This is a genomic window from Methylobacterium sp. SyP6R (assembly GCF_019216885.1).
GTDB lineage: Bacteria > Pseudomonadota > Alphaproteobacteria > Rhizobiales > Beijerinckiaceae > Methylobacterium.
Genome location: NZ_JAAQRC020000001.1, coordinates 1,323,663 through 1,335,824, shown reverse-complemented (window position 1 = coordinate 1,335,824; position 12,162 = coordinate 1,323,663). Strand labels below are relative to the sequence as shown.

13 protein-coding genes and 1 tRNA gene are annotated in these 12,162 nt (G+C 69.5%); 2 read left to right on the top strand and 12 right to left on the bottom strand.

Features of this window, described 5'->3' with window-relative positions:
* Positions 1-26: 26 nt before the first annotated feature.
* The 6 genes from HBB12_RS06010 to HBB12_RS05985 all read right to left on the bottom strand — a co-directional run bounded on the left by HBB12_RS06010 (position 27) and on the right by HBB12_RS05985 (position 5,324).
* On the bottom strand, positions 27-359 hold the full coding sequence (locus HBB12_RS06010) for a hypothetical protein (RefSeq protein ID WP_236988521.1): 333 nt from the start codon (positions 357-359) through the stop codon (positions 27-29).
* Between the two features lie 344 nt (positions 360-703).
* Positions 704-1,408: a hypothetical protein gene (locus HBB12_RS06005; protein WP_236988520.1), complete on the bottom strand. Its 705-nt coding sequence runs from the start codon at positions 1,406-1,408 to the stop codon at positions 704-706.
* Positions 1,405-1,755: a hypothetical protein gene (locus HBB12_RS06000; RefSeq protein WP_236988519.1), complete on the bottom strand. Its 351-nt coding sequence runs from the start codon at positions 1,753-1,755 to the stop codon at positions 1,405-1,407. Before HBB12_RS06000 ends, HBB12_RS06005 begins: the two co-directional genes overlap by 4 nt.
* A 129-nt stretch (positions 1,756-1,884) precedes the next feature.
* Positions 1,885-2,757 (bottom strand): hypothetical protein, encoded by an 873-nt coding sequence (locus HBB12_RS05995; protein WP_236988518.1) that lies wholly within the window; start codon positions 2,755-2,757, stop codon positions 1,885-1,887.
* A gap of 276 nt (positions 2,758-3,033) precedes the next feature.
* Positions 3,034-4,077: a hypothetical protein gene (locus HBB12_RS05990; RefSeq protein WP_236988517.1), complete on the bottom strand. Its 1,044-nt coding sequence runs from the start codon at positions 4,075-4,077 to the stop codon at positions 3,034-3,036.
* Positions 4,074-5,324 (bottom strand): MBL fold metallo-hydrolase, encoded by a 1,251-nt coding sequence (locus tag HBB12_RS05985; RefSeq protein WP_236992677.1) that lies wholly within the window; start codon positions 5,322-5,324, stop codon positions 4,074-4,076. Before HBB12_RS05985 ends, HBB12_RS05990 begins: the two co-directional genes overlap by 4 nt.
* 116 nt (positions 5,325-5,440) lie before the next feature.
* Between HBB12_RS05985 and relB the strand changes: the two genes are divergently transcribed.
* On the top strand, positions 5,441-5,791 hold the full coding sequence (relB, locus tag HBB12_RS05980) for a type II toxin-antitoxin system RelB family anti-toxin (protein ID WP_236988516.1): 351 nt from the start codon (positions 5,441-5,443) through the stop codon (positions 5,789-5,791).
* Between the two features lie 174 nt (positions 5,792-5,965).
* On the opposite strand, the gene HBB12_RS05975 is transcribed toward relB, so the two are convergent.
* Positions 5,966-6,055 (bottom strand) — tRNA-Ser (locus HBB12_RS05975).
* A 177-nt stretch (positions 6,056-6,232) separates the two neighbouring features.
* Here HBB12_RS05975 and HBB12_RS05970 point away from each other — a divergent pair.
* The gene (locus HBB12_RS05970) at positions 6,233-6,610 is read left to right on the top strand and encodes a VOC family protein (protein WP_236988515.1); all 378 of its coding nucleotides are present in this window, start codon (positions 6,233-6,235) and stop codon (positions 6,608-6,610) included.
* A gap of 30 nt (positions 6,611-6,640) precedes the next feature.
* On the opposite strand, the gene HBB12_RS05965 is transcribed toward HBB12_RS05970, so the two are convergent.
* From HBB12_RS05965 to HBB12_RS05945, 5 genes are all read right to left on the bottom strand, one after another.
* Positions 6,641-8,104 carry an adenylate/guanylate cyclase domain-containing protein gene (locus tag HBB12_RS05965; RefSeq protein WP_236988514.1) on the bottom strand — a complete coding sequence of 488 codons (1,464 nt, stop codon included), beginning with the start codon at positions 8,102-8,104 and terminating at the stop codon, positions 6,641-6,643.
* A gap of 100 nt (positions 8,105-8,204) precedes the next feature.
* On the bottom strand, positions 8,205-9,209 hold the full coding sequence (locus tag HBB12_RS05960) for a peptide ABC transporter ATP-binding protein (RefSeq protein WP_236988513.1): 1,005 nt from the start codon (positions 9,207-9,209) through the stop codon (positions 8,205-8,207).
* Complete coding sequence (locus tag HBB12_RS05955) at positions 9,206-10,228, bottom strand: ABC transporter ATP-binding protein (RefSeq protein ID WP_236988512.1); 1,023 nt, start codon at positions 10,226-10,228, stop codon at positions 9,206-9,208. Before HBB12_RS05955 ends, HBB12_RS05960 begins: the two co-directional genes overlap by 4 nt.
* An 8-nt stretch (positions 10,229-10,236) precedes the next feature.
* Entirely contained in the window at positions 10,237-11,148 is a 912-nt protein-coding gene (locus HBB12_RS05950; RefSeq protein WP_236988511.1) for an ABC transporter permease subunit, read from the bottom strand.
* A complete protein-coding gene (locus HBB12_RS05945; RefSeq protein ID WP_236988510.1) occupies positions 11,145-12,155 on the bottom strand; it encodes an ABC transporter permease subunit in 1,011 nt (336 codons plus the stop codon). Before HBB12_RS05945 ends, HBB12_RS05950 begins: the two co-directional genes overlap by 4 nt.
* Positions 12,156-12,162 lie beyond the last annotated feature (7 nt).

The window sequence follows — 12,162 nt, the reverse complement described above, 5'->3', positions numbered from 1 at the left end:
CAACCTGAAGCGGGGGGCGAACGCGGTCATGCGGTGCGCCGGCGTCTTGGCTGCGCCCTGGCGCTGAACGAAGCCGTTGCTGCCGTTCGATCGTGGATCGCCGGCAGAGAGAAGAGGTCCAACTGTCCCTTCGATGCTTCGGCGTCAGGTAGAGCGAACCCGTCCCGCAGCACCCGCAGGTGTGGGTTTAGGTGGATGACGAGCGCATCCGCTTCGAGCACCGCTTCGGCTTCATTAAGGAATACCCAGTCTCGGCTACCCTGAAGGGCGAGCCGCTGACCCCAAAGTGCGATGAAGGACTTCGACCGGAGCGCCTTGCGTAGTTTGTCCAGCGACGCCTTGTGAGCCTGGAGCTCCAAGCTGAACTGATCGCGCAGCAGAACTGCGATCCTGAGAACGAGGATCGTCTGCCAGGTGAACTGGGCAGGAGAGCCCTTGCCCTTGGGTCGGATGTCCGCCGGAACCAGCGCACGGCGGCTCGTCCACTCGCGAAGCTTGTCGGTCGAGAGTTCGGTAAGCTGGCAGGCGACGGGCGTGGGAACCGAGCGCAGGGACCATCTCCTCAGATCGGGTCTGATACCCGTTCTTGCAGCACGAACGGGTATCAGACCCTTTCTTTCGCGTAAATGAAGAACCGGCGCTGTCCCCTGCTATGTTTGGCAGGCGACGTCTAGTAAAGCTGGCATGTCGGACGGCTGGACGCTCAGCGCTCGCCGCTGTCCGCGGCCTTCGCTCGTTGTAGCTGCCAGATCGGTACGCGGTTCGGGTCGAGCCGGGTCCGCCGCTCTGTCATGAACCTGTTGAACGAGGACGTCGCCGATAAGACCGCGTCGCCGATTGCTAGCCGCAGTCGTCGCTGACCGCCTTCCTCAACGTCGTCTGTCGTGCGCAGCAGACCCCGTACGCAGTAGAGGTCGACCGTGCCGCCCACGATGAGCGCACTGGCGTTCATGGCATGGTCAGGACCCTCGGTGTGGCACCATAGCCAAAGCAGGTGCTCCGCGCTCGCTAGTCGTGCCTCGACGCCGAACCATTGGCGGGCGATCGCCTTAGACAGCAACTGTGCCTCGACTGTACAGGTGCTGGGCCTCAGCGTCAGGACGATGGGGTGCTCGCACTGCCGCGGGTCCAGGTGTGCCGCGAATCGTTCCTGGGTCGCTCGTGTGAGGACCGCGATGCGTTCGTGCTCGTCTGCGTCGAGAGCTACGACGATCTCAATCTCGCGTACGGAGCGGGCCTGCTCATGAAGCGCCAGGGCGATGCGGCCGACCACGGCGTAGCCAAGACCAGCCGCGTCGAGCCGCCCGATAATGTCGCGGAAGATCGCCGGCAGCATGCCGGGCGTCGGGTTACTCAGATCATTGACGTCGACCAGTAGCGCCTCGATGTCTGCCGAGCTGCCGGTCATGTGAATTGCCCTCCGTCCCGAGTGCGGTAGTGCGCGTCTGAGCGCACCGTGTGCCGCTCGCCGGTGAGGCCGAAAAGCCGGAGGATGTTGGTGACCGTCTCCGGCCGTTGCAGGTGCCGGTCGGCGTAGAGGGTGAAAAGCGCCGGTTCGCGCATGTAGACCACCCGCCCGCGCGGGAACGCCTCGTACTCGTGATTCACGATGGCCGGCGGCAGGCCACGGCGGCGCAGCGCCGTGGCTCCGAGCTTACGCCACGCTTCCCAGACCTCGTGGTGCCCACGCGGGTGGGTGAGGCAGTCGCCGTAGACTTCCGCCTCGGTCATGGTAGTGCGGTCGGTGACCAGCACGGTGCGTCCGCCGTCCGGCACGCCCCAGAAGATGCCGACGCTCGGTGAGGTGGCCCCTACGCTGTCAGAGTGCTCCGGTTGGCATCCACCCGCGAGTTGCATGGCCTAGCTTCTCCAGCTATCGGGTCGTTAGCGCGCAGGCCGCTGGATCTCGTCGACGCCGCAGGTGTCGCGGCAGACGATGTTCAGAACCTCGAGCGTGTCCGGCTTGACGACATAGTCGACCGTCGCGCTGTCCGCGCGCTCCCAGCGGCCGACGCAGTAGGCGCCGTTGTCGTAGCAGGCGCGGATCTCGGGGTACTTGCGGCAGAAGGGCTGAGTGCAGACTTCGTGCGTGCGGCGCGCGAGGGGCTTCGCCTTCGCGCCCAGGAGTTCCGCGCGGCGCTCGTCGTAGTCCGCTCGGTAGGGTTGACCCTCGTAGTACTCGCCGCCGGCCAGTGGCGGCAGCGTGTACTGGCTCGAGGCGGGCGCGCCGGTCGGCGCTCGGGCGCTCGGATTCGGTAGAACGGCTTTCGCGCAGCGGACGTAGTCCAGGGTCTCCGGCTTGCGGTCGACGAAGCTGTTCGTAATCGCGATCGTGCGCGGGCTCTTGCGCAGGATCGTGTAGTCGGTGCGGAAGTTGAACGGCGATTCTTGGCCGATCTGGCAGATGAGCCCGACGTTCAGCCCGTCCGGGTGGGTCTTGATCTTCTCGACCGTGCAGTCGACGTCGGGCGCGCGGCCGTCACTCAGCCCGTCGGCGGTGATTGCCAGGCGCTGGTTCAGCGTCGTCGTGGGGTCGATCTTGCACTGCTCCGCGCTGGGGGCCCAGGTGCCTGCGTAGGCTGCTAGGGGCGTCGTTGGCTTGGCGTTGGCGGCAGCGGGGGAGATGCTGAGTGCCGTCACGAAGAGGACCGTCGTGATGCTAGCGCGGACGATGTGCATGGTCCGAAGTCCCGAAATGTCTGCTGAGAACAGCCGCCGGAGGGAGTCGAAGGCGCCAAAGGTCTGGTTGGCGGACATCACGAGGCTTGGATAGCCTAGCTGCCGGCAATTGAGGCGAACGAGATATCCCTGCCAAGCCGCAGCGCGGCCGGGCGCGCGCAAGTTTGCGCACGGGGGTGCGGCGTGCGGCGCGCTCAGGGCGGGTGACGGGATCGGGCTGAACATGGCGAAGGGATCTCGCGGAGGCTCCGGCAGAGCCGACGATATGTATTCCCGTTGACCCCCCTCGGAATTTACCGCCGGACGCAAATTCCTGCCGCGGCCGGCGGTCGCACCCTACCTGGGTGGGTGCCGTCAGGCCGCGTCGGCGGGGCGGCGGAAGGCAGCCGTCGTGCGCCCGCCGGGCCGGCCGACCGGATAGACCTGTAGCCTGTGCTGGCCGCGCAGATCGTCGATCACCGCCTGCAGCGCGCCGTCACGCTGGTCGGCATCGAAGCCAAACACCACGATACGCGGCTCAGTGTCGACCCGGAGCCGGCGCGTGCCGCGGGCGACCTCGCCCACCAGCGGATCGAGGGGAGGCAAGGCGGCGAGGCCGCGGGTGGCACGCACTGCCCCGCGCAGTGCATCGAGGCGGACGAGGTCATGGCAGAGGGCTGGGTAGCTTTTCGCCAGCCGTTCCGCCTGCTCAGTCAGCGTCGCGCGGTAGCGTGCGACTTGCGTGACGATCGCCGGGGTGGTCCTCGAACGAAGGCTCGGGTTCGCAGCCAGCTTAGCCTCGTGGAACACGAGCCATGCCTCGTCGGCCGCGCCCCGTTCCTCCAGGCTCGCGGCGTCGAGCCGATCCTGGCGGGTCTGAGCCGGAGTTGGAGTGGCCGCGGCTTCTGTGTCCGGCGTCAGGAGCATAGCATCTGCTTCCACGCCCTCCCGCTCGATGGGCGCAGCCTCTACTGGTGCGCTGGTGAGCGCGATCTCGACATCGACGACGTTCGGGCTGGCCTTCACCAGTGCGTGCATGCCCGCCTTCTCCAGGCCGGAGAGTGCGGCGGCGGCCCGCTTCATCTCGGCCAGCGTGCCGGGCCCCTCGTAGCGCGTCCACACCGCCGTGCCTGGGTCGAGCGCGAAGCCCCCGTCCTGGCCGAGCCGGGTCAGCGCTTGACGCTGGCGCACGAGGTACTTCACGTGCGTTTCGGCCGCGACACCGCCGCCGGCCGGCGTGATTCGGAACAGCGACGCGCCACGGTAATAGACGTTGAGCGAGCGGTCGCGCACCGCCAGCAGCAGGTCCGGGTCGGCGAGGACGTCGGCCCACCAGCCGCCATGCGGCGCGGTCGCGAGGGCTTCGAGCGCCGCGAGGAAGGGCTCGCCCAGGGCCCGATAGGGTGTTGTCTCGCTCATGCCGTCGTGTCCCACCACTGTCCGTCCTCCTTGATGTCGACGCTGGCGCCGAACAGCGCTGGGAAGCGCTGCGGCTCGAAGGTGTGAATCGGCACGAGCCGCCGGGGCGCGATCGCCGCCACCAGACGCTTAAGGTCCCGGATGCTGGCATGGCCCGAGGTGTGGGCTTGGGTCAGCGGGATGTCGCGGGCGGCGAGGTCGGCGGCGAGAGCCTGCCCGCGCGGCTGCTGGAGGTAGCCGTCCCACTGGGACCAGATCGCCTCGGCGCCTGCGAGGCAGCCTGCCCGGTCGAGGTCCGGCAACAGGGAGTGCCGGAACAGCAGGGCCGCCCGGGGCGCGAGCGCCGCGAGGTGCTCCGCGTAGATCCGCTGGTGGCCGTGCCGCGTGAGCAGGTCGAAGCGGCCGGTGCGCTTGATGCGCACGCGCTGGTGGTGCGGGACGAAGACTGCGACGTTCGGCCAGTCGGATTGCGGGATGCTCGGGTGGCCGGTCGCGGCCAGGATCTCGGCAGCGTAGAGGTCGAGGATCAGCGTGCGGTCGGCGCGCTTGCAGGCGCGGTAGAGCGAGACGACGCGGTCGATGTTCTGGGCGGAGGCCGCGACGAGGGCCAGGCCTGACATCTCGCGGAACCGCGCGACGAAGCGGTCCTCGATCTCGCTCTCGGTCGGGAAAATCCGCTCAGCGTCGAGGCGGCCGAGGCTCGATCCTTCCATGAGGAGGGCGTCGATGGCGCGCGGCGGGCTGCGGACCAGACGCTCGAAGAGGGCGCCCTTGCGTCCGTGCGCGCGCAGGTCGCCGGAATAGAGCAGCCGCTGCCCGCCGGCTTCCACGAGGAGCGCGTAGGCATCGAAGGCGGAATGGTCGACGAGGATCGGCGTGACGGTGAACGGGCCGAAGGTGAGGGACTGGCCGTCGCCGAAAGTCACCGTGTTCGGCGGTACCCAGGTATCGGGCACGAAGGTGGCGGCGGCCTGGAGGATGCGGAGCGTCACCGCACCGAGCGCCACCGGCAGGTCGGGCCCTGTGAGGTGGCTCAGCCCAACATGGTCGCGGTGGCCGTGGCTGAGAATGAGCGCGAGGAGGTCGCCGCTGCCGTCGAGTCCTTCGACCGGTGGGTGACAGGTCGCGTCGTCCGGCGTGCCGTCGAGGGGTAGGCCGAGGTCGAGGAGGAGCCGGGCTCCGTCATGTGCGAGCTCAACGCAGGAGCCCCCGATCTCCTTGGTCCCACGGTGAACACAGACCCGCATCTGCGCGTACGCCAACTTCGTATCTGTGCGCTACAAACGAACCGCACTTCGTTCGCGGCATAAGAGTCAAAGCCGCCTTCATGGTCAAGCCTGTCTGACGAAGCCAGCGTTCGGGCATGACGGTCGATTTGAAGAAAAGCGTTGGGCTGAAAGTGCGCATCGCCCGCCAGCGGCAGAAGCTCACTCAGGAGGAGCTTGGTGCCCAGATCGGGCGGACGCCAGAGAGCATTTCGAACATCGAGCGCGGCTTGCAGCTGCCGAGCATCGAGACTCTCGTAGAGTTGGGGCAGGCACTCGGCATTCCGGCCAGTGAGCTGCTCGAAGGCGTTGGGGCGCCAGGGGTCCAGCACTCCCCCAGGCGGCTCGAACTTGAGCTTCGCTTACGCGATATCACCCGGACACTCAGCGATCGGGCGCTCGCGGTTGCCGTGGCGCAAGTCGATGTCCTGCTGCAGGAGCGAATTTGAGCGTGGCATCAGCGACCGGCGCGGGCGGGAGACGAGCTTCACATCGGGCCTCGGTTCGACCGGGTGGGTCCGCGGACGTCCGCTGATATCCACTCAAGCTGTTGGGGCCTGAGTTGGGGCCGGCGGTACAGCGTTTAAAATAAGCCTTGTTTCTCAAGTTCTTAGAGAAACTGCTGGCGGAAGGGGTGGGATTCGAACCCACGGTGGGGTTGCCCCCACGGCGGTTTTCAAGACCGCTGCCTTAAACCACTCGGCCACCCTTCCGAACCGGCCGCAGGCGCTTGCGAACCGGCCGCGGGCGCCATGGCCCGGGTTCCCTTCTGTAGGGCGCGGCGCGGGATTGCGTCAACCGCGGCCGGGTCGCCTATCGCGCGGTGCCCGGGCGACGTACCGTGCGGCCGGGACGAGCGGCGCGACGGGACGCGCCGGAAGGAGACCCGCATGGGCTACGTGTACGACCATCTCCACCTGCGCAGCCGGGACGCGGTGGCGGCGGCGCGGTTCTACGGCGAGGTGCTGGGCGCGCGGGAGATCGGGCGCGAGGGCGGCGAGAATCCGAGCCGGATCATCCTCGATCTCGGCGGGATGCGGATGTTCATCGAGCAGGCGCCCGAGGGCACCGGGCCGGCCGCGGTGCCGCCGCATCGCGGCATCGAGCATATCGGCCTGCGGGTCGAGGACATCGAGGCCACGGTGGCGGACCTCGCCGCCCGCGGCATCCCCCTGGTCTCGGGCATCACCGACGTGAAGCCTGGCCTGCGGATCGCCTTCTTCGAGGGGCCGGACGGCGTGCGCATCGAGGTTCTGCAGCGCGGCTGACCCCTCCTCCGCACAAGCCGATCTCAGGCCCTACTCCGCCACATGCACCACGATCGGCTGGGTGCGGCCGCGCAGGGTGAGCGGAAGCGAGCGGGTGAAGCGGCCCGCCGCCTCCGGGCCGGCGGCCGCCAGGCAGCATTCCGAGGCGAGGATGCGGCCGCCGACCTCGCGGGTGGCGGCCTGGAGGCGGCTCGCGACGTTGACGACGTCGCCGATCACCGTGAACTCCACCCGCTGGTCGGCGCCGATATTGCCGATCACCACCGGGCCGCAATGGACGCCGACCGCGACCCGGATCGGCGCCGCCCCGCGGGCCTCGCGCTTGGCGGTCCAGGCGTCGATCTCGCGCTGGAGGTCGAGGGCGCAGGCGATCGCCCGGGCGGCGCCGTCGCCGCGCCCGTCGAGGCCGCCGAAGGTCGCCATGAAGCCGTCGCCGAGGAACTTGTCGAGGGTGCCGGCGTGGCGGAAGACCACCTTGCAGCTGCGCTCGCGAAAGCCGCGCAGGAGCGCGAAGGCGCGCTCCGGCTCCAGCTCCTCGCTCATGCCGGTGAAGCCGACCACGTCGGCGAACAGAACCGCCACCACCCGGGTCTGCGGCGCGCCGAAGCCCGCATGGGCCCGGGCCGCCAGGGCGTCGGCGACGTCGGGCGAGACGTAGCGGGCGAGGTCGGCCCGCACCACCTCGGCGCGCACCTGCGCCAGCATCGTGCCGCGTCCCCGCCACACCGCGATGGCGAGCAGCAGCGTGAACAGGCCGGTGACGATGGCTTGCGTCCAGAGCGGGGTCAGGCCGACATAGGCCGGGTCGAGGAAGACCCGCAACGCCGCCTCGGCGCTCAAGCGCCCGTCATGGACGGTGTCGGCGAAGCGCACGGTGTCGGCGCGGCCATAGACCAGCCAGACGCCGAAGGACCAGATCGCCACGATCCAGGTGCCGGTCCACAGCACCGCGACCGGCCAGTAGGTCAGCGCCGCCTCGCCCAGCAGCAGCAGCACGTAGAGGAATTCCGGGGTGCGCAGGCGGGTCTGGATCGGCCAGTCGACCCCGAGCCCGGCCGGCGGCGGCATGATGATCGCCGTGGTCATCAGCGCGATGTCGAGCACCGTGAAGGCGAGCTTGATCGGCCCGGCCCATCGGTGGTGCCGCAGCCGGTAGGGCACGTAGCCGAGGAGGAAGAACAGGCCGGCGACGGCGAGGTAGTAGAGGTCGCGCGGCCAGGGCACGAGGATGAGGAGCCAGAGCGACACCACCACGATCGCGACGGCGCGGGCCCGGAACGCGAAGGCGAGGCCGGCGAGTTCGGCCGCCCGCACGTTCCCGGCCAGCCGCCCGCGGGCCCGGGGCGGCAGTCGTCCGGCGAGCCAGTGGCGCAGGCGCGCGACCCGCAGGCTGGTGCGGAAGGCGAGCATGCGGGCGAGGCTCGTTCGGGCGAAGCCCGAGGCCTTCGGCTGGGACAGAGGCGGCGGTTCGGCCGCCGCGATGGGCTCACTCACGGATCAGGTCGCCGGGCTCCCGCTCTCTCCGTGATGGTAGGGCATGCGGCGGCGCAGCGAAGCCCCCGGGTGTTGAATTGACCGTGATGCGGTGGCCCCCTCAGCCCGCGAGCGCGCGTCCGTCTGCCGGGGCTCCCTCCAGGAAATCCTCGGCATAGTGGCAGGCCACCGCCCGGTCCGCCAAGGGCCGCGGCTGCGGGCGCTCCTCCCGGCAGCGGGCGGTGGCGTGGGGGCAGCGGGTCGAGAATACGCAGCCCTGCGGCGGGTTCAGCGGCGAGGGCAATTCGCCCCGCAGCACGATCCGCTCGCGGGTGCGGGGCCCGACGCCCGGCGTCGCCGCCATCAGGGCCCGGGTGTAGGGGTGGAGCGGATTGGCGAAGATCGCGTCCTTCGGACCCTGCTCCATGGCGAGCCCGAGATACATCACCAGCACGTCGTGGGCGATGTGGCGCACCACGCCGAGGTCGTGCGAGATGAACAGGTAGGCCAGCCCCAGTTCCGCCTGGAGGTCGGCCAGCAGGTTCAGCACCTGGGCCTGGATCGACACGTCGAGGGCCGAGACCGGCTCGTCGGCGACGACGAGCTTGGGCGACAGCATCAAGGCGCGGGCGATGGCGACGCGCTGGCGCTGGCCGCCGGAGAACATGTGCGGATAGCGCGCGTCGTGCTCGGGGCGCAGGCCCACCTTGGCCATCATCGCCCGCACCCGCTCGCGGCGCTCCGCGCCAGACAGACCGGTATTGATCGCGAGCGGCTGCTCCAGGATCGCCCCGATGCGTTTGCGCGGGTTGAGCGAGCCGTAGGGGTTCTGGAACACCAGTTGCACGGTGCGGCGCAGGCGGCGGCGCTCGGCCGCCGGCGTATCGACGGCGTCGATCCCGTCGAGGATGAGGTCGCCGTCGGTCGGCGGCTCGATCAGCGTCACCATGCGGGCGAGGGTCGACTTGCCGCAGCCGGATTCGCCGACCACCGCCAGCGTCCGGCCGGGCTCGATCGAAAACGAGATGCCACCGACCGCCTGGAGCCGGGCGGGCGCGCGAAACAGGCCGCGGCGGATCTCGTAGGTCTGGCGGAGGTTGTCGGCGACGACGACGGGGGCGCTCACGAGGTCGCCTCCACGCTCGCGCCGACGGGGTGGTCCTGGCGGATGCGGGCGTCGCGCGAGGGATCGCCCAAGGGATAGTGGCAGCGCACGAAACCGTCCTGCCAGGGGCGCAGGGCCGGCCGCTGCTCGCGGGAATGGTCGGTGGCGTAGGTGCAGCGCGGCGCGAACAGGCAGCCGCGTGGCCGGTCGTAGAGCCCCGGCACCACGCCCGGGATGGTGGCGAGCCGTCCGCCCTCGCTGCGCTCCGGGAGCGCCGCCAGCAGGGCCGCCGTGTAGGGATGCTGGGGGCTCGCGAACAGGGCCTCGGCGCGCTGCTCCTCCATCACCTGGCCGGCATACATCACCATCATCCGGTCGGCGGTCTCGGCGACCACGCCCATGTTGTGGGTGATGAGCACCAGTGCCATGCCGCGCTCGCGCTGGAGCGAGAGCAGCAGGTCGAGGATCTGGGCCTGGATGGTGACGTCGAGCGCCGTGGTCGGCTCGTCGGCGATGAGGAGCTTCGGATTGCAGGCGATCGCCATGGCGATCATCACCCGCTGGTTCATGCCCCCCGACAGCTGGTGCGGATAGGCCGAGAGCCGGCTCTCGGCCGCCGGGATGCCGACCTGCTCCAGCAACTCGATCGCCCGGCGCTTGGCTGACCTGCGGTCGAGGCCGAGATGCTGGCGCAAGGACTCGGTGATCTGGAAGCCGATCGTGAAGCAGGGATTGAGGCTGGTGGTCGGCTCCTGGAAGATCATCGCCACGTCGCGGCCGGTGAGGCGGCGGCGCTCGCGGGCCGGCATCCCCATCAGGTCGCGGCCGGCAAAGGCGAGGCGGTCGGCGGAGACCCGGCCCGGATAGGCGACGAGGCCCATCAGCGCCATCATGGTCACGCTCTTGCCGGAGCCCGATTCGCCGACGACGCCGAGCACCTCCCCCTCCTCGAGGGTCAGGCTGACGCCGTCGACGGCGCGCAAGGTCCCGCCGGCGGACGGGAATGCGACGGAGAGGTTCTGGATGTCGAGGAGCGGCATGGGTCGCCTCACCGCTTCAGCTTGGGGTCGAGGGCATCGCGAAGGCCGTCGCCGACGAGGTTGAAGGCGAGCACGGTGATCAGGATGATGAGGCCCGGAAAAGTCACCACCCACCAGGCGCGGAGCACGAATTCGCGGGCATCCGCCAGCATCGTGCCCCATTCCGGCGCGGGTGGCTGGGCGCCCAACCCTAAGAAGCCGAGGGCCGCCGCGTCGAGGATCGCCGTCGAGACGCCGAGCGAGGCCTGGACGATCAGGGGAGCGGCGCAGTTCGGCAGCACCTCCCCCACCATCAGCCGCAACGGCCCTGCCCCGCTGACCCGGGCGGCGGTGACGTAGTCCTTCGATTTCTCGGCGATCACCGCCGCGCGGGCGATGCGGACGTAATGCGGCAGCACCACCACGGCGACCGCCAGCATCGCGTTCATCAGCCCGGGGCCGAGGATTGCCACGATGACGATGGCGAGCAGCAGCGACGGCAGGGTCAGGATGATGTCCATCACCCGCATGATGACGATGCCGGTGGCGCCGCCGATGAAGCCCGCGACCAGCCCCAGCATCGTGCCGACGAGGATCGACACCGCCACGACCGCGACGCCGATCGACAGCGACAGCCGGGCACCGTGGATCAGGCGCGAGAGGATGTCGCGGCCGATCGCGTCGGTGCCGAGCGGATAGGTGAGCGAGCCGCCCTCCTGCCAGAACGGGGGCTTGAGGAAGGCGGCGTCGTTGGTGAGGTTCGGCGGGTGCGGCGCGACGACATCGGCGAAGACCGCCATCAGCAGCACCGCGACGATGATCGCGAGCCCGATCACCGCGCCTTGATTGGCGCGAAAGCTCGTCCAGAACTCGGCGAGCGGATGCGGTGGGCCGGCGGGGGCCGCCGAGGCGGCGGGAGTGTCGAGAAGTTCGGCGCTCATCGTGCGTGCCGGATGCGGGGGTTGACGAGGCCGTAGGCGAGGTCGACGAGGAGGTTCACCGCCATCACCACCGCGCCGATCAGCAGGATGCCGCCCTGGAGCACGGGATAGTCGCGCCGGCCGATCGCCTCGATCAGCCACTTGCCGATGCCGGGCCAGGAGAAGATCGTCTCGGTCAGGATCGCGCCGGTGAACAGCACGCCGACCTGCAGCCCGATCACCGTGACGACCGGGATGAGCGCATTGCGCAGGGCATGCAGCCCGACGATGCGCCAGGAAGGCAGGCCCTTGGCCCGGGCGGTGCGCATGTAATCCTCGCCGAGCACCTCGAGCATCGCCGAGCGGGTCATGCGGGCGATGACCGCGAGCGGCACCGTGCCGAGCACCACCGCCGGCAGGATCAGATGCGACAGGGCCGAGGCGAAGGCGCCGGATTCGTCGGAGAGCAGCGTGTCGATCAGCAGGAAGCCGGTCACCGGCTCGATGAAGTACTGCACGTCGATCCGGCCCGAGACGGGAGTCCAGCCGAGCTGCACCGAGAACAGCAGGATCAGCAGCAGGCCCCACCAGAAGATCGGCATCGAGTAGCCGGTGAGCGACAGCCCCATCACCCCGTGATCGAAGACCGAGTTGCGGCGGAGCGCCGCCAGGATGCCGGCCGGCAGGCCGATGAGGAGCGCGAACAGGATCGCGCAGATTCCGAGCTCGATCGTCGCCGGAAACAGGCTGGCGAATTCGGAGATCACCGGTTCCTTGGTGCTGATCGAGCGGCCGAGATCGCCATGCGCCAGCCGCTCGAGATAGATGCCGTATTGGACGAGCAGCGGCTTGTCGAAGCCGTACTCGGCGCGGAGCGCCGCGTGCCGCGCGGGATCGATGCCCCGCTCCCCCGCCATCGTCTCGATCGGGTCGCCGGGCACCAGGCGGATCAGGAAGAACGCCACCAGGGTGATCCCGAGGAAGGTCGGGATCACCAGGGACGCGCGGGTCAGGAGGAAGCGGAGCACGCGGGCG